The organism is Pseudoduganella lurida (genome assembly GCF_007830455.1).
Classification (GTDB): Bacteria; Pseudomonadota; Gammaproteobacteria; order Burkholderiales; family Burkholderiaceae_D; genus Rugamonas; species Rugamonas lurida.
Genome location: NZ_VLLB01000002.1, coordinates 36,489 through 53,675 on the forward strand (window position 1 = coordinate 36,489; position 17,187 = coordinate 53,675).

Annotated in this window: 14 protein-coding genes; 2 read left to right on the forward strand and 12 right to left on the reverse strand. The window is 66.0% G+C overall.

Translation table 11 applies throughout. The annotated features are described in order from the left end of the window. Positions 1 to 11: 11 nt before the first annotated feature. The 10 genes from IP91_RS06985 to cyoA form a co-directional block, all read right to left on the reverse strand. Positions 12 to 911: a DMT family transporter gene (locus tag IP91_RS06985; RefSeq protein ID WP_145648090.1), complete on the reverse strand. Its 900-nt coding sequence runs from the start codon at positions 909 to 911 to the stop codon at positions 12 to 14. Positions 912 to 1,490: 579 nt separating this feature from the next. Beyond that, complete coding sequence (locus IP91_RS06990) at positions 1,491 to 2,318, reverse strand: DeoR/GlpR family DNA-binding transcription regulator (protein ID WP_145648091.1); 828 nt, start codon at positions 2,316 to 2,318, stop codon at positions 1,491 to 1,493. Positions 2,319 to 2,436: 118 nt separating this feature from the next. After that, positions 2,437 to 4,218: a putative bifunctional diguanylate cyclase/phosphodiesterase gene (locus IP91_RS06995; protein WP_145648092.1), complete on the reverse strand. Its 1,782-nt coding sequence runs from the start codon at positions 4,216 to 4,218 to the stop codon at positions 2,437 to 2,439. A 323-nt stretch (positions 4,219 to 4,541) separates the two neighbouring features. Continuing rightward, complete coding sequence (locus IP91_RS07000) at positions 4,542 to 5,114, reverse strand: response regulator transcription factor (RefSeq protein ID WP_145648093.1); 573 nt, start codon at positions 5,112 to 5,114, stop codon at positions 4,542 to 4,544. A gap of 35 nt (positions 5,115 to 5,149) precedes the next feature. Beyond that, positions 5,150 to 6,502, reverse strand: a complete 1,353-nt coding sequence (locus IP91_RS07005) for an ATP-binding protein (protein WP_145648094.1) — start codon at positions 6,500 to 6,502, stop codon at positions 5,150 to 5,152. Beyond that, on the reverse strand, positions 6,471 to 7,349 hold the full coding sequence (locus tag IP91_RS07010) for an SURF1 family protein (RefSeq protein WP_145648095.1): 879 nt from the start codon (positions 7,347 to 7,349) through the stop codon (positions 6,471 to 6,473). The genes IP91_RS07005 and IP91_RS07010 overlap by 32 nt, the downstream gene beginning before the upstream one ends. 8 nt (positions 7,350 to 7,357) lie before the next feature. Further along, the gene (gene cyoD / locus IP91_RS07015; RefSeq protein WP_145648096.1) at positions 7,358 to 7,807 is read right to left on the reverse strand and encodes a cytochrome o ubiquinol oxidase subunit IV; all 450 of its coding nucleotides are present in this window, start codon (positions 7,805 to 7,807) and stop codon (positions 7,358 to 7,360) included. Then, positions 7,804 to 8,445 (reverse strand): cytochrome o ubiquinol oxidase subunit III, encoded by a 642-nt coding sequence (gene cyoC / locus IP91_RS07020; protein WP_145648097.1) that lies wholly within the window; start codon positions 8,443 to 8,445, stop codon positions 7,804 to 7,806. The genes cyoD and cyoC overlap by 4 nt, the downstream gene beginning before the upstream one ends. After that, positions 8,438 to 10,438 carry a cytochrome o ubiquinol oxidase subunit I gene (gene cyoB / locus IP91_RS07025; RefSeq protein WP_145648098.1) on the reverse strand — a complete coding sequence of 667 codons (2,001 nt, stop codon included), beginning with the start codon at positions 10,436 to 10,438 and terminating at the stop codon, positions 8,438 to 8,440. Before cyoB ends, cyoC begins: the two co-directional genes overlap by 8 nt. Next, positions 10,422 to 11,474: a ubiquinol oxidase subunit II gene (cyoA, locus tag IP91_RS07030; RefSeq protein WP_145648099.1), complete on the reverse strand. Its 1,053-nt coding sequence runs from the start codon at positions 11,472 to 11,474 to the stop codon at positions 10,422 to 10,424. The genes cyoB and cyoA overlap by 17 nt, the downstream gene beginning before the upstream one ends. Positions 11,475 to 11,681: 207 nt before the next feature. On the opposite strand from cyoA, the gene IP91_RS07035 reads away from it, so the two are divergent. Then, positions 11,682 to 13,031 carry an MFS transporter gene (locus IP91_RS07035; protein WP_145648100.1) on the forward strand — a complete coding sequence of 450 codons (1,350 nt, stop codon included), beginning with the start codon at positions 11,682 to 11,684 and terminating at the stop codon, positions 13,029 to 13,031. A gap of 191 nt (positions 13,032 to 13,222) precedes the next feature. On the opposite strand, the gene IP91_RS07040 is transcribed toward IP91_RS07035, so the two are convergent. Then, positions 13,223 to 14,935 carry a putative bifunctional diguanylate cyclase/phosphodiesterase gene (locus tag IP91_RS07040; protein ID WP_229474048.1) on the reverse strand — a complete coding sequence of 571 codons (1,713 nt, stop codon included), beginning with the start codon at positions 14,933 to 14,935 and terminating at the stop codon, positions 13,223 to 13,225. Between the two features lie 234 nt (positions 14,936 to 15,169). Here IP91_RS07040 and IP91_RS07045 point away from each other — a divergent pair, with 234 nt between their 5' ends. Continuing rightward, positions 15,170 to 15,757, forward strand: a complete 588-nt coding sequence (locus IP91_RS07045) for a hemerythrin domain-containing protein (protein ID WP_145648102.1) — start codon at positions 15,170 to 15,172, stop codon at positions 15,755 to 15,757. 37 nt (positions 15,758 to 15,794) lie between these two features. Here IP91_RS07045 and IP91_RS07050 read toward each other — a convergent pair whose 3' ends face one another. After that, positions 15,795 to 17,186, reverse strand: coding sequence for an MFS transporter (locus IP91_RS07050; protein ID WP_229474050.1), 1,392 nt, complete (start codon positions 17,184 to 17,186; stop codon positions 15,795 to 15,797). Position 17,187: the final 1 nt, after the last annotated feature.

Genomic DNA, 17,187 nt, shown 5'->3' on the forward strand with positions numbered 1-17,187 from the left:
GCTAGAAAAGATCAGGGGGCATCGGCCGCCGCATCGGGTGCCGAGCTGTCGGGCAGCGCCAGCAGCAGTGCGGCCACCAGCGCCAGGACGATGCCGGCCAGCTTGGTGTTGCTCGGCATCGTGCCCGCCGCCAGCAGCGAGATGATCGCGGTGAGCAGCGGCGCGCCGGCATTGACCATCGGCGAGACGACGATCGCCTTGCCGTACCTGAACGCGTAGACCAGCATCAGCGCGCCGGCCGCATTGAGCACCTGCGTGACGGCGGCCAGCCAGGGTCCCGTCAGGCCGTAGTTGATCGGCTTGCTGAAATCCGTCATGGCCAGCGCGACGGGAATGAAGGCCAGGCCCCACAGCATCATGTAGAAGAAGATGCTTTCGGCATCCATCGTTTCGTTGGCCAGCCGGATGAAGTAGGACTGCAGGCCCCACGCCACCAGGATGCCGAGCGCCAGCACGAACCACCAGCCGATGCCGGCGCCGCCACCGTCGCTGGAAAAATCGAACAGCGGCAGCGCGCAGGCGGCCAGCACGATGCCGGCCATGCCCAGCTTGCCCACGCGTTCCTTGAGCAGGAAGTACGACAGCGCGATGGTGATCACCGGCGACAGGGACACGATGGGGAACACCAGGTACGTCGGCCCCACCTTCACTGCGTGGAACAGCACCATCTGGCCGCCGGCACCGAGGATGCCGGCCGCCGCGCCCAGCCACAGCGAGCGCCGGTCCCGCTGCAGGCGCCAGCCGTTGCGGGCCAGGACATACAGCGCCGGCGGGATCATCGTCAATGCCCACACCACGTAGATCAGCGTCTCCGGGAAACCGCGCTCGGCGGGCGCGCCGGCAAAGGCGCCCCACACGCCCCACAGCAGCATCGAGCTGCCGGCCCAGACCAGCCAGTTGGTGGATTTCATGCCCATCCTTTCTTTCATGACGGCGCCGGCGCGGGTGCGCCGGCCGCCATCGTGCTTGCAAAAACGCGCGTCGCGCGCAGGGTCGGAACGCGACTGTGGCGCCGCTCAGGTGCCACGCCGGCCGCCGGGAATGAACTTTCTTTTTCTTTCGCTTTCGACGGATCGGCAGGATGCGCTGCCGGCAGCTTCCGTTTTCCCGGCGTGCCCGCACGGTGCCAGGTCGATCCGCGCGACCGCCAGGCCCCGCCCGGAGACCGGTTCCCTGTCGCTGGCTTTCCTGACATTCGTACGATGCATCGGCAAACCCCTCCGTGCGCGGGCAAGTGGCTGATGGACGAATGTTATGGCAAGAAATACGAAAGAACAAGAACTTTCGTATTCTTTCGTTTTGCTTCGATTATCTTTGTCGGATTGACAGGCGACTGTTGCGCGAAGATGACAGCAACGCCAGGGCATGGGACTTCGCCCGGGCCGGGCTGCGGGGCACGCATGCCGACATGATTGCGGCAGCGGCCGTGCTGGCCGCCCATGAAAGACGGCCGGATGGTGGTACCCGGTGCGCAGGCACCGGGTACCCTCCTAGACCAGCACCACCTCGACGCCGTGGCGCTGCAGCGCATCGACGACGCCGTGATCGGCCTTGCGGTCCGTGATCAGCCGGTCCAGCGCATCGACCCGCGCGATCACGGAAAGATTACGGCCCAGCAGTTTCGAGGAATCGGCCACGGCCACCACCTGCCGGGCACTGCGGATCATGCGGGCATTGAGCTGCGCTTCCATCAGGTGCGGCGTCATCAGCCCCACTTCCGGATCGAGGCAGTCGACGCCCAGGAACAGCCAGTCCGCATGCAGGTGCTCGAGCGCGGCCTCGGCCTGCGGGCCGGACAGCGACCAGGAACGCGAGCGCAGCTGCCCGCCCAGCATGATCAGCTGCACGTGCGGCGCGTTCGCCAGCAGCACGGCGATGTTCAGTGCATTGGTGATGACGTTCAGCGACTTCACCTTGAGGGTGCGGATCAGCTTGGCGATCTCCGCCGTCGTGGTGCCGGAATCGAGGATCAGCGTGTCGCCATCCCTGATCAGCGCCACGGCCGCGGCGGCGATGCGCATCTTCTCCGGATGGTGGCGGCTTTCCTTGACGGCCAGCGGCACGTCGTCGTCCGCATCGCGGTGCGCCAGCGCGCCGCCGTGCGTGCGCACCAGCGCGCCCTGCTCTTCCAGCGCCTTCAGGTCGCTGCGGATGGTGACGACGGAAGTGCCGAAGCGCGCCGACAGTTCGTCGACGGTGGCCTGCTCCTGCTCGTTGACGAGGTCGACGATGAGACGCCGGCGCTCTTCCAGCAGGTGGGTTTTCTCGGGGGGACGGGTGGTCCGGGCGGTCTGCTTGACGGCCGCTTGCTTTGCCATGTCTTCGTGCGGGCTTGTTCAGTTGCTGCCAGTATAACGGCAACGGCGCCCGCGGTGAGCGTGATGGCGACCCTTTCAACGCAAAAATTCGGCGTCTGCCGCCCGGGCGGCACAGCGGTCACGCCGGGATGGCGTGGGCGACATCGGCGGCGTGCAGGGCGAGCCACTGCGCCAGCGCGTCCGGCTCCAGCGCCTTCGCGTACAGCCAGCCCTGCGCTTCGTCGGCGCCGGCCAGGCGCACCACGTCGCGCGCTGCCGCCGTCTCGACCCCTTCGGCCACCACGCGGTAGCCCAGGTCGTGCGACAGCGTGATCATCGCCGTCACCAGCGCCTGCTTGCGCTCGTCGTCCTCGATGCCGCGGATGAAGCTCTGGTCGATCTTGACCACGTGGGCCGGGATGCTCTGCAGGTAGGACAGGCTGCTGTAGCCGGTGCCGAAATCGTCGATGGCGATGCGCACGCCCACGTCCTGCAGCTGCGCCAGCATGCGGTCGGCGCTGGCGCGGTTTTCCATCGCCGCGCTTTCCGTGATTTCCAGTTCCAGGCATGCCGGCGCCACGCCATGCGTGCGCAGCTGCGCGCGCACCATCGCGGCGAAATCCGGCTCCAGCAGGTTCGGCGCCGCCACGTTGACGGACAAGGTGAGCGTATCGATGCCGGCGTCCTGCCAGGCGCGCAGCTGGGTCAGCGCCGCATCGATCACCCAGGCGGTGGCGGGCCGTGCCATCGACGTCTGCTCCACCACCGGCATGAACTCGGCCGGCGACACATTGCCCATCTCCGGGTGCACCCAGCGCAGCAGCGCCTCGGCGCCCACGCAGGCGCCGGTGTCCAGGTCGATGCGCGGCTGGTAGTTCAGGCGCAGCTGGCTGGTGTGCTCGAGCGCGCGGCCGAATTCCGTCACCAGCGTGAAGCGGCGGCGGTAAGCGGCATCCTCGGTGGACGAGTACACGGCCAGCTGCGTGCCATTGGCGAAGGCATCGTGCGCGGCGCCCTGCGCCATGCGCAGCACGTCCAGCGAATCGGCGGCACCGAGCTCGAACGGGGCAATGCCCACCGCGGGCGACGTGACGAAGCGGGAGGTGGACCAGCTGTGGCTGCCGTCCAGCCAGCGCTGCAGCCGCAGCGTGCACGACGCCAGGCCCACATGCGGCGCCAGCAGCACGATGAACTGGGTGGCCGCCACGTGGTACATCTTGCCATCGGACCCGAACTCCTCGCGGAAGGAGCGCACCGCTTCGGCCACCAGGCCGTCGAGATAGGAGCTGCCCATCACCCGCGCCGCATTGCCCAGCTGCTGCGGACTGGCCAGGTGCACCAGCGCGGCCAGGCGCTGCTGGCCGCGCGGCCAGTCCTTCTCCAGATCGGCGAAATCGTCGATGTACTGGTTGCGGTTGGGCAGGCCGCTGATCGGATCGATGCGGCCCAGCGCGTGCTGCAGTTCGATCTGCGCCATCACCATCGCCGCCAGGTCCGTCAGCGCATCACGCTCTTCTTCGGTGATCTGGCGCGGTTCCGTGCCCAGCACGCACATCGCGCCCAGCGCATGGCCGTCGCGCGTGACCAGCGGCGCGCCGGCATAGAACCGCACGCCCTGCTGCGCCAGCAAGCTGTCACGATAGCGCTCGCTGGCCGCGAGATCGGGAATCACGACGAAGGCGTACTGCTCCGCCACTTCCGAGCAGGGTGCATGCATGCGGGGGATGGAATCGTGCTCGACGCCCACGCGCGACTTGAACCACTGGCGGTCCGTGTCCGTCAGCGAGACGGCGGCAACCGGCAGGTCGAAGAGCCGCGCCGCCATCCGCGTGATGCGGTCGAAGGCTTCGGACGGTGGCGTGTCGAGGAGGTCGAGCTTGCGCAGCGCATCGATGCGCACGAATTCATTTTGACAGATCATCGGTCAACTCAGTGGGACGCCGGTCGGCGCGTTGAATTAGTCGATGCGGGGATTGGGCACCGGGGAACGGGATCCCGCGGGACCTGTTGAGCCGACGGGAATGGACATTGTATCTTGGAAACACTGCGCGCGCTTGCACCGATGCCAATCGGCCGGATAGCAATATACCATTCGTTGTTATTTCGCAGCTAATCGGCATGAACCAATCGGAACGAATCAACCGGCATGAATCAGCCGGCATGAATCAGCCGGCATGAATCCCACCGGCATGCATCGCGACCGACTGCCGGATGCGCGCCCCGTGCCGGCCGAACGGCAGGCCCCTACTTCACCCGCTGCTTTTCCAGCTTGCGCGCCAGCGTGCGGCGGTGCATGCCGAGGCGGCGCGCCGCTTCCGAGATGTTGAACTCCGTCTCGGCCAGCACGGCGTGGATGTGCTCCCACTCCAGCGTTTTCACGGACGTGGCACGGCCCGTCAGTTCCACTTCCGCATTGCCGGCCACGTGCGCGAACGCGGCCTCGATATCGTCCGTGTTGGACGGCTTGGCCAGGTACTGGCAGGCGCCCAGCTTGACGGCTTCCACGGCCGTGTTGATGCTGGCATAACCCGTCAGCACGACGATCAGCATCTCCGGATCGTGCTCGTGCAGCATCTGCACGCAGGCCAGCCCGGACGAATTGCCCTTCAGTTTCAGGTCCACGACGGCGTAGCCGGGCGCGTGCTCGTCCAGCAGCGCGGCTGCTTCGTCCACGTTCGCGGCATGCAGCACCTGGTAGCCGCGCCGCTCGAAGGAGCGGCCCAGCGTGCGCGCGAACGCCTCGTCATCCTCGACGATCAGCAGGCAGCGGGGATCGGTCGAAGGTTCAGGCGGTGATGTGGACGGGCTGTCGGACATGGGGCAATCTGCAATGGCGGTGGCGTGAACGGGCATCAGGACGAGGCATAGGCAATCGACGACAGCGGCAGGCGGATCACCACTTCGGCGCCGCCCTCCTCGCGGTTGCGGGCGCCGACCGTACCGCCCAGCGTGCGCGCCACGTTCACGACAAGGAACAGGCCCAGCCCGCTGCCCGGCCGCCCCTTGGTGGAATTATACGGCTTGCCCAGCTGCGCCAGGATGGCCGGCTCGAAGCCCGGCCCCGCGTCCGTCACGCACAGGATCAGGTGGCCGTCTTCGCGCGTGGCATCCAGCATCACGGCGGCAGGCGATGCCTCCAGCGCATTGTCGAGCACATTGCAGATCATCTGCTTGAGGGTCTCGTCGAACACCACGGGCAGGTCGGTGCCGATGCGGTTCGCGTAGCGGAACGACTGCACGGGACGGCTGGCGTGCCATTCGCGGGCCAGTTCGTCGAGGAAGGTGGACAGCGTGGTCTTCACGGACGATTCGCCGCGCGTCTCGCCGGCCGACAGCAGGATGCCGGAGACGATCGCCTTGCAGCGCTTGAGCTGGGCCTGCATTTCGGCCAGTTCCTCCAGCAGCTCGGGATTCTTCGTGAACTCGGGCATGCGCTTCCAATCGCCCAGGATGACGGACAGCGTGGCCAGCGGCGTGCCCAGTTCATGCGCCGCGCCGGAGGCAAGTAGCCCCATCCGCACCACGTGCTCCTCCTCCGCGGCACGCTGGCGCAGGTTGGCCAGCTGGGCATCGCCGGCACGCAGGTTGTCCGTGATGCGGGTGATGAAGAACACCAGCAGCGCGGCGACCAGCATGAAACAGATCAGCATGCCCTGCACGTACAGCGACAGGATGCCCCGCTCGTGGTCGGCCGCCAGCGGCAGGGGCAGATAATAGCGGGACAGGCCGGCCAGGCAGCCGGCCGTGATCAGCACGAAGGTCCACGCATACGCGGGCTGCAGCAGCACGGCGGACAGGATCACCTGCAGCAGGTACAGGAAGGCGAAGGGATTGGTGGCGCCGCCGGACAGATAGAGCTGGGACGTGAGGATGGCCACGTCCACCAGCAGTGCCATGAACAGCTCGGTGTGGCGCACATAGCGCACTTCGTGCCAGCGCAGGTGGCTGGCCACGTTGAACGCGATCAGGCAGGCCAGCACCTGCAGCATCGGCACCAGCGGCAGCAGGATGCCGTACACATAGGTCGCACCGGCGATCGTGGCCACCTGGCCGATCACGGCGATCCAGCGCAGCTGGATCAGCTGCATCATGTTCTTGTGGCCGGCCGCGTACTCCACGCCGGCGGCCGCCACCCGCTCGCGCTGGCCGTCCGGCCGGCGCCGCTCCGCCAGCTCAGTCCCCCGGGTGTCCCGCGCTGCTGCCATCGTCGTTCCCTGTCCTTGCACTCGTTCCCCTTCTGCGTGCTCGCGCGGAGGCACGATCGTAACGCAGGACGAGATAATAGCCGCCCGCGATCATGGCGGCCAGTGCGAACCACGTGCCGGCATACACCAGGTGGTTGTTCGGGAAGGCGATGACGGTCAGCCCGCCGGTCGGCCGTTCGGCGGCGCTGGCGGGATACTCCTGGCCGGCCGGCGCGTCCACGAAGAACGGTGCCACGTCACGCAGGTTGCGCGCGGCGGCCATCGGCCCGATGTCGCGCGTATACCAGCGGTCACCCGCCGGGTCGTTCTCGCGCAGCACGCGGCCCTTCGGTTCGGGCAGGCGCAGCAGGCCGGTGATCACGGCCGGCTTCCTCCCGGGCACCGCGGCACATACGTCGCCGGAAGCCTTCGGCGGCGCCGGCAACTGCAGGTCGCCCGACCGCATCGGCACGAAGCCGCGGTTGACGAAGACGATGCCGTCCGCCGTGCACAGGGGTGTCATCAGCCAGAAGCCGATGCCCAGCCTGGTGGTGGTCTGCACGCGCGTCGTGAAGTCGTACAGGAAGGTGCCGGCTACGCGCACGCGGCGGTACTCGTCCGATTCGGCCGTGACCTGCGGCCAGCGCGCGCGCGGCGGCGCGGCCACCGGTTCGGCATGCACGCGCGCGTCGATGCGCGCGATCAGGTCTTCCTTCCATTGCAGGCGTTTCACCTGCCAGGTTCCAAGGGCAACGAAGGCGCAAAAGAAAAACGCCGCAGCGACGGCGAGAAGGAATTTCACCTTCCCGCCACGCTGCGGCGTTTCGATCGCGCCACGTCCTTCCAGGCTGCGTGGCGTGTCGTTCATGACGCTCCTTACATGGGCATGTCGTGCATCTGCTGGGGCGTATTGCCCTCAGGTGCGGTCGGCATGGTCGGCATCATGTTGTGGTTCATGTGGAACATGACCCAGATCGAACCGGCCATCGCGATGACGACGGTGATGATCGTGAACAGCAGCGCCAGCATGTTCCAGCCGCCCTCGGACTTCGAGTTCATGTGCAGGAAGTAGACCATGTGGACGACGATCTGCACGACGGCAAAGCCCAGCAGCACGAAGCCGGCGGTGGCCGAATCCTTGATCACGTTGTTCATCACGAGCCAGAACGGGATGGCGGTGAGGATCACGGCCAGCACGAAGCCGATCACGTAATCGCGCATCGAGCCGTGGATGGCCGAGCCATCGTGATGGGCGTCGTGGTCGCCGTGACCGTGGTCGTCGTGGTGCGCGTGGCCGTGGTGACCGTGGTGATTGTGGTCGCTCATGGCAGGACTCCCATCAGGTAGACAAAGGTGAACACGCCGATCCAGATCACGTCCAGGAAGTGCCAGAACAGCGACAGGCAGTTCAGGCGGCGCAGGTTGGCCGGATGCAGGCCGTGCTTCGAGATCTGCACCATCAGCGTGACGAGCCAGATGACGCCGAACGTGACGTGCAGGCCGTGCGTGCCGACCAGCGAGAAGAACGCCGTCAGGAACGCGCTGCGCTGCGGACCGGCGCCTTCGTGGATCAGGTGCAGGAACTCGTAAATCTCCAGCGACAGGAAGGCCACGCCGAACAGGCCCGTGATGCCCAGCCAGATCAGCGTGCCGGACTTGTCCTTCACCTTGGCGCGCAGCATCGCGAAGCCGTAGGTGATCGACGAGAACAGCAGGAACGCCGTGTTCATCGCCACCAGCGGCAGGTCGAACAGTTCGGCGCCGCCCGGACCGCCCGCGTAATTGCGGCCGATCACGGCGTACACGGCGAACAGCATCGCGAAGATGAGGCAGTCGCTCATCAGGTAGATCCAGAATCCCAGCATGGTGCCGTTTTCCGGATGGTGTTCGCGCACCAGATAGCGCGCGCCCGGGTCGGCGCCCAGGGCGCCGCCGTTGACAGAGGTTACGTGGATATCAGACATGGCTTCCCAGCAGTGCGGTGTGGCGCTCTTCCGTGCGGGTGACTTCTTCCGCCGTGATGTAGTAGTCGCGCTTGTAGTTGAACGTGTGGACGATGATGGCCGTCAGGATCGCGAGGAACGCCACGACCACGAGTGCCCACATGTGCCAGATCATGGCGAAGCCGATCACGGCCGACAGCGCGGCGATGATGAAGCCCGCACCCGTGTTCGACGGCATGTGGATGGCAACGAAGTCCTTCAGCGGACGCTGGTAGCCGTTCTTCTTCATGTCGGCCCACGTATCGTTGTCATGCACGACCGGGGTGAACGCGAAGTTGTAGTCCGGCGGTGGCGACGACGTCGACCATTCCAGCGTACGGCCGCCCCATGGGTCGCCCGTCACGTCGCGCAGCTGCTTGCGGCGCATGAACGACACGAAGAACTGCATCAGCATCGCGCCGATACCGCCGGCGATCATCACCACGCCGATGAAGGCGACCACGAAGTAAGGCTGCAGCGCAGGATCCTCGAAGTGGTTCAGGCGGCGCGTGATGCCCATGAAGCCCAGCGCGTACACCGGCATCCAGGCGACGTAGAAGCCGATCACCCACAGCCAGAACGAGACCTTGCCCCAGAATTCGTCCAGCTTGTAGCCGAACGCTTTCGGGAACCAGTAGTTGATGCCCGCGAACAGGCCGAACAGCACGCCGCCGATGATCACGTTGTGGAAGTGGGCGATCAGGAACAGCGAGTTGTGCAGCACGAAGTCGGCCGGCGGGATCGCCAGCATCACGCCCGTCATGCCGCCGATCGTGAAGGTGACCATGAATGCGATGGTCCACATCATCGGCAGTTCGAAGCGGATCCGGCCGCGGTACATCGTGAACAGCCAGTTGAACAGCTTGGCGCCCGTCGGGATCGAGATGATCATCGTCGTGATGCCGAAGAACGAGTTGACGCTCGCACCGGAACCCATCGTGAAGAAGTGGTGCAGCCACACGAGGTAGGACAGGATCATGATCACGCAGGTCGCGTACACCATCGAGGTGTAGCCGAACAGGCGCTTCGAGCAGTACGTCGACACGACTTCCGAGAAGATGCCGAAGCAGGGCAGGATCAGGATGTACACCTCCGGGTGGCCCCAGATCCAGATCAGGTTCACGTACAGCATGGCGTTGCCGCCCAGCTCGTTGGTGAAGAAGTGCATGCCCAGCATGCGGTCCATCGACAGCATGGCCAGCGTGACGGTCAGGATCGGGAACACGGCCACGATCAGGATGTTGGTGGCCAGCGCGGTCCACGTGAACACCGGCATCTTCATCATTTCCATGCCCGGCGCACGCATCTTGACGATGGTGACGATCAGGTTCACGCCGGACAGCAAGGTGCCGACCCCGGCCACCTGCAATGACCAGATGTAGTAGTCCACCCCGACATCGGGCGACGCGAGGATGCCGGACAGCGGCGGGTAAGCGAGCCAGCCGGTACGGGCGAATTCACCCACGAACAGGGAGGCCATCACCAGCACGGCGCCCATGGCGGTCATCCAGAACGAGAAGTTGTTCAGGAACGGGAAGGCCACGTCGCGCGCGCCGATCTGCAGCGGCACCACGTAGTTCATCAGGCCCGTCACCAGCGGCATCGCCACGAAGAAGATCATGATCACGCCGTGGGCGGTGAAGACCTGGTCGTAGTGGTGCGGCGGCAGGAAGCCGGCATTGTCGCCGAAGGCGATGGACTGTTGGGCACGCATCATCAGCGCGTCGGCGAAGCCGCGCAGCAGCATGATGAGACCCAGGATCATGTACATGATCCCGATTTTCTTGTGGTCGATACTGGTGATCCAGTTCCGCCACAGATTGCCCCAGACGCGGAAATACGTCAGGGCGGCCAGCAGGCCGATACCGCCCAGGGCGACACCGGCGAACGTGGCCAGCAGGATCGGCTCATGGAACGGAATCGCTTCCCAGCTCAGCCGGCCGAAGATCAGATCGGTTTCAGTTGGCGCTTGCATTGTTACTCTTCATGGAAATAGTGTTCTTGTCGGCAGGCGTCACGCAGATTTCCGCTTCGGCCTGCGCCAGGCGCGCGACCTCGTCGGCACCCTTGGCACGGGCTTCCTTGTGCGCGTGGGCAGCGGCGTTGCGGTGCGCATCCTCGTGCATCATGTGGGCCATGCACTTCGTGCCCGGCTCGACGCACAGGTTGACGATGGCGTCGTACAGCCCGCCGTCGACGGCCGCGTAGCGACGCACCGGATCCTTCTCGCTCGGCTTGGCCAGCTGCATGTAGTCGGCACGGTTCAGTGCGCCGCCACCGGCCTTGACCTTGGCCACGTAGGCCTGGAAGTCGCCGTCCGTCATGGCGTGGTACTTGAACTTCATGTGCGTGAAGCCGGCGCCGCTGTAGTTCGACGAGAAGCCGTCATACGTGCCCACCTTGTTCATGACCGCGTTCAGCTGCGTTTCCATCGATGGCATTGCGTAGATCATGCCGGCCATGGCCGGAATGTAGAACGCGTTCATGACGGAAGATGCCGTGATGCGGAACTTCACCGGACGGTCGATCGGCGTGGCCAGTTCATTGACCGTGGCGATGCCCTGCTCCGGATAGATGAACAGCCATTTCCAGTCGAGCGCCACGACCTGCACTTCCATCGGCTGCATGCCGGCGGGGATCGGCCGCTTCTCGTCCAGGCGCTGCAGCGGACGGTAAGGGTCGAGCAGGTGGGTGCTGATCCAGGTGATCAGGCCCAGGACGATGATGAGCAGCAGCGGCACGCCCCAGATCACCAGTTCCAGCTTGGTGGAGTGGTCCCAGTCGGGATCGTACTTGGCCGTCGTGTTGCCTTGACGATAACGCCATGCGAAGAACAGCGTCAGGAAGATGACGGGAACGACGATCAGCAGCATCAGGTAGACGGAAACCATTACCAGATGGGCCTGCTGCGCCGCGATGTCACCGGACGGATTCAACACCACCGTGTTGCAGCCCGAGAGCCACAGCAGGGGGAGAAGACCAAGTCCCATGCGAACAATTGATCGTTTCATTAAGTTATGTGCGCTACAGAGGATTGAGAACATGCTACTGTACCGTCACAGGTATGCGAAATGGAATTGGACACTTTGTCTCACCCCCGCTGGCATTAACTGTGGTAACAGGTGAGTAAATCGGTGCCAGACCGGGATTCAGCCGAGTGTTCAATACCGTTCCTATGCTTTCGCATGAACCTGTGCACACACGACAGAGAGACGAAAATGGCAACCACGACACCTTTTGACGGCAACATCCCGGCGAATTATCAGTCAAGTCCCACCAGCAGCGGCGCACGCAACATTAATGCGCGCGACGGCGAAATCCACCCTGGCGAAATTGCGGTCGGTGTGGTAATTGGCCGAGCGTCGGAATATTTCGATTTCTTCGTGTACGCAATTGCCTCGGTGCTCGTGTTTCCTTCGCTGTTCTTCCCGTTCGAAGACCGCCTGAACGCGATCCTGTATTCCTTCGTGGTGTTCTCGTTTGCCTTCATCGCGCGCCCGTTCGGCACGCTGTTCTTCATGTGGGTGCAGCAGCGCTACTCGCGCGAAGCGAAGCTGACCGGCGCGCTGTTCCTGCTGGGCTGCTCCACGGTCGGCATCGCCTTCCTGCCCTCCTATGCCAACTCGGGCACGACGGCGCTGATCCTGCTGGCGCTGTTCCGCGTCGGCCAGGGCGTGGCCCAGGGCGGCTCGTGGGACGGCCTGCCGTCGCTGCTGGCGCTGAACGCCCCGCACAACAAGCGCGGCTGGTACGCCATGCTGGGCCAGCTGGGCGCGCCGGTCGGCTTCATCATCGCCGCCGGCATCTTCGCTTACATGCTGGCCAACCTGTCGGCGCTGGACTTCCTCGACTGGGGCTGGCGCTTCCCGTTCTTCGTGGCCTTCGCCATCAACGTGGTGGCGCTGTTCGCCCGCCTGCGCCTGGTGTCCACGCCTGAATACTCCCGCCTGCTGGACGAGCGCGAGCTGGAACCGACCTCGGTGACCGAACTGGGCCGCACGCAGGGCCGCAACGTGCTGATCGGCGCCCTCGCCGCGCTGGCCAGCTACGCGCTGTTCCACCTGGTGACGGTGTTCCCGCTGTCGTGGGTGCAGCTGTATTCCACCCGTCCGCTGGACGACTTCCTGGTGCTGCAGATGTGGGGCGCCGCGCTGGCCATCGTGGGCACCGTGCTGTCCGGCCTGATCGCCGACCGCTTCGGCCGCCGCACCACGCTGGGCACGCTGGCCGCGCTGATCGCCATCTTCTCCGGCTTCGTGCCGTCGCTGATGCAGGGCGGCGAAGCGGGCCAGAACATCTTCATCCTGGTCGGCTTCGCCCTGCTGGGCCTGTCGTACGGCCAGGCGGCCGGCGCGGTGACGGCCAATTTCTCGCCGCGCCACCGTTATACCGGCGCCGCGCTGACGTCGGATCTGGCCTGGCTGGCCGGTGCCGCCTTCGCACCGCTGGTGGCACTGGGCCTGTCGGCCAATTTCGGCATGGGTTATGTCAGCCTGTATCTGCTGTCCGGCGCCGTCGGTTCGCTGGCCGCGCTGTCGGTCAATCGGGCGCTGGAGATTCGCGACTGATAATCACTTATCCCGAGTAATACGTCGTCGTGAAAACGGCGGGCGCGAAGCCCGCCGTTTTCATTGATGGGAGCCCCGGAAAAGTTTCGGCGCCCGTATTTCGGCCATTATTCCCGGGCCGATTATCATCGGTTGGTGTCAGGGGAATATCGACAAGCCGTTTCAAAAATGCCCTGGTGGATTACCAGGAATCAGCCGCCCGCGGTCAATAAAACCTGGGCCATTTCCACGGGCACCGGCCGGCTGCACAGAAAACCCTGGATTTCGTCGCACCCTTCCCTGGCCAGATAACCCAGCTGGTCGGGCGTTTCCACGCCCTCGGCGATGATCCGGCAGCCCAGGCTGTGGCCCAGCGTGATCATCGAGCGGACGATGGCCCCGCCCGGCGCGTCGTGCAGCATGTCGCGCACGAAGCTGCGGTCGATCTTCAGGTAGTCCAGCGGAAAACGCCGCAGGTAGGACAGGCTGGAGTAGCCGGTGCCGAAATCGTCGATCGACAGGCGCACGCCGCTTTCCTTCAGCTCGCACATCGCCGCCACCACGCCCTCCACGTTCTGCATCATCAGCGACTCCGTCAGCTCCAGCTCCAGGTAAGCGGGTTCCAGTCCGCTGGCCAGCAGCGCGCCATTCACCTCCTGCACGAAGCCGCTCTGCCGGAACTGGCGCGCCGATACGTTGACCGCCACCGGCACCCGCGGCAGGCCGGCATCCTGCCAGGCCTTCACCTGGCGGCAGGCCTCGTACAGCACCCACTCGCCGATCTCGACGATGCGGCCGGTTTCCTCCGCCACGCCGATGAAGCGGTCCGGCGGCACCAGCCCCAGTTCCGGCTGCCGCCAGCGCAGCAGCGCTTCGAGCCCCACCACGCGGCCCGACACGCAGTCGATGCGGGGCTGGAAGTACAGCACGAACTCCTGCCGTACCAGGGCATTGCGCAAGTGGCCCTCGATCAGCGTGCGTTCCGTGACACGCGCATTCATCTCGCTGGTATAGAACTGCAGCTGGTTGCGCCCGCCGTCCTTGGCCCGGTACAGCGCGATGTCGGCATGCTTGAACAGCGCCGGTCCGCTGTCGCCATCGCGCGGATAGGTGGCCACGCCCATGCTGCAGGTGAGCGCCAGCTCGTGGGCATCCACGCGCATCGGCGCGCTGACCGCTTCCAGCACGGCCTGCACGGTGCGGTGCGACAGCGAACCGGCCGGCTGGTCGAGCAGCAGCAGGATGAATTCGTCGCCGCCGAGGCGCGCCACCGTCTCGGATTCGCGCAACGCCGCTCTCAGCCGCGCTGCCACGGTCTGTAGCAGCGTGTCGCCGCTGGCGTGGCCGAGCGTGTCGTTGATGAGCTTGAAGTTGTCGAGGTCGAGCACCACCACCCACAGCTGGTGACCGTAGCGCACGGCGTAGGCGATGGCCTGCTCCAGGCGGTCCTGGAACAGGTTCCGGTTCGGCAGCCCCGTCAGCGCATCGTGGGTCGACTGGCGCTTCAGTTCCTGCTCGGCGGTCATCTGCTCGGTGACGTCGAGGGCGAACACGAGACGCGCGCGGCGCCCTTCGTAGATCAGCGCGTGGGACGAGATGCGCACGGAGATCGGCAGCCCGTCGCGCCGGATGTGCGTGCGGACGGCCGACGGTTCCGCGGGGCGGAGCGTGCCCTGCCCCTCGGCGGCGGGCGGCCGGATGTCATGCATCGTCATGCGCAGGAACTCGGCCTGCGTGTAGCCGTAATGGCGGCAGGCCGCCGCGTTCACGCGCAGGAAGCGCAGGCTTGTCAGGTCGTAGATCCACATCGGCTGCGGATGGTCCTGGAACAGGTCGTCGAAGCGCGTCAGCGGACGCCGGCTGCGCCAGCCCCTGCCCTGCATGGGTAGCGTCTTGCGCGTCGGGGCTCGGTGGAAGGGGCGCATGGGCAGTCCTGGGCGGGTCCGTTCGGCGGTCTCGACTGCACTATAACCCTTAGTCACCGGCGCCGTGTGCACTTTGTAACCAGCCATCATGCAAGCGAGCCACCCGGCATGAAACGGCATATGGCCGCATCCAGGGCATTTCGCGTCGTGCGCCGACAGGCCGGTGCGGGGTACTCCTACGTATCCCTACTGGCGGCAGGGCTAAGATGGCGCATCAACCAACAGGAGAGCGCCATGTTTTCACTAGCCAAGCTGAGCCCGACCATCACGGACATGATCCGTTTCGACCACTCGCACACGATGCTCACCTTCCACCAGTACACCAATGCGCAGAAGCCGAAGGTGAAGAAGGCGCTGGCCGAAACCATCTGCCTGGCCCTGGAGATCCACGCCACGCTGGAGGAAGAGGTGTTCTATCCGGCCATGCGCCAGCTTGAAGCGGCCGACCCGACGCTGCTGAAATCGGAACCGGAACACAACGAGATGCGCCGCGTGATCGCCCAGCTGCGCGCCACCAGCGCCACCGATCCGAAGCACGACGAACTGGTCCATGAACTGATGCGCGACGTGATCCATCACGTGGCCGACGAAGAAACCGTGCTGCTGCCGGACGCCGAACGCCTGATGACGCGCGACCGCCTGAGCGAGCTGGGCGCCGAGATGACGCGCCGCCGCCTGCAGCTCGTCACGCCGCAGGCAGGCAAGATCGCCAAGAACACCGCGGTGGGCTTCTCGGGCAGTACCGCCGCGATGGTGCTGGGCGTGGCGGGTGCCGCGTTCGCCGCGCTGAAGCTGCTGCCGAAGAAGGAAGCGCACGCGTAAGGAAGGTGCTGGCCGGTCGACCGGCCAGCGTCGCATCTTAGCTGGCGTGCCCCGTTACCTGCGCGCCGGCATCCGGCGGCAGCCGCAGGCTGTCCACTATGCTGAGCGCCGCCATCACCCCCATCGCGCACAGGGCCAGCCGGAAACTGGCGGCATCGTGCGAGCCCCATCCCAGCATGGCCGCGACCTGCAGCATCACCGCGCCGGCCGCAATGCCCAGTCCCGCGTTGACCTGCGCCAGCACGGAAAACAGCGTCGAGGCGCCCGTCATCTGTTCCGACGGGATCTCCGCGAAGGCCAGCGTATTGAGCGCCGTGTACTGCATCGAACGCGACATCCCGCAGAAGAACAGCAGCGCCGCCGTGACGGCAAACGGCGTGTCGGCCCGCAGCAGCGCGCACAGGCCGAACCCGGCGCCCAGCAGGATGCCGTTCGCGACCAGCACCGTCCTCAGCCCGAAGCGGCGCATCACCCAGCTCGTGCCCGGCTTCATCGACAGGTTCCCCGCGAACAGCGCGAGCAGCAGCAGGCCGGCCGTGGTGCCGGGCAGCCCGAACGCCAGCTGCAGCATCAGCGGCAGCAGGAACGGCGCGCTGCCGATGGCGATGCGGGCCAGCGAACCGCCCCAGACGGTGACGGCGAAGCTGCGGTTGCGCATCGGCCGCAGGTCCATCAGCGGCGCGGGCGCGCGGCGGAAGTGCCGCACCGACCACCATAGCAGCAGGACGCCGGCCGCCAGCGACACGCCCGCCTCCGGCCACGCGCCATGGCCGGGCAGCTCCACGCCGATCATCAGCAGGCTGCAGGCGAGCGCGCTGCCGATGAACCCCGGCAGGTCGAAGGGGCGCGGCGCGGTGCCGGCGGCCGGCACGATCGCCAGCGCGGCGCCCAGCAGCACCAGGCCGAGCGGCACGTTGACGATGAAGATCCAGTGCCAGCTCCAGGTCTCGGTGATGAAGCCGCCCAGTGCCGGACCGATCACGGGCGCCGCCAGGCCCGGCCAGGTGATGGTGGCGATGGCGCGCACCAGCTGGTCCTTCGGCGTGCTGCGCAGGACGGCCAGCCGCCCCACGGGCACCATCAGCGCCCCGCCGATGCCCTGCAGGATGCGCGCCGCGGTGAAGGCGGCCAGCGAACCGGACAGCGCGCACAGCAAGGAGGCCAAGGTGAACACGCCGATCGCCCCGGCAAACACGCGGCGGGGGCCATAGCGGTCGGCCACCCAGCCGCTGGCCGGAATGAACGCTGCCAGCGCCACCAGGTAGGCGGACAGGCCGACGGACAGCCGTTCCGGCTGCGTGCCGAAGCTGGCCGCCATCTGCGGCAGCGAGGTGGTGATGGCCGTCGCGTCCAGCATCTCCATGAAGAAGGCGGTGGCGACCAGCCAGGGAACGGCGCGGGCGTGGCGGGAACTGTCGGGCAGCGGCACG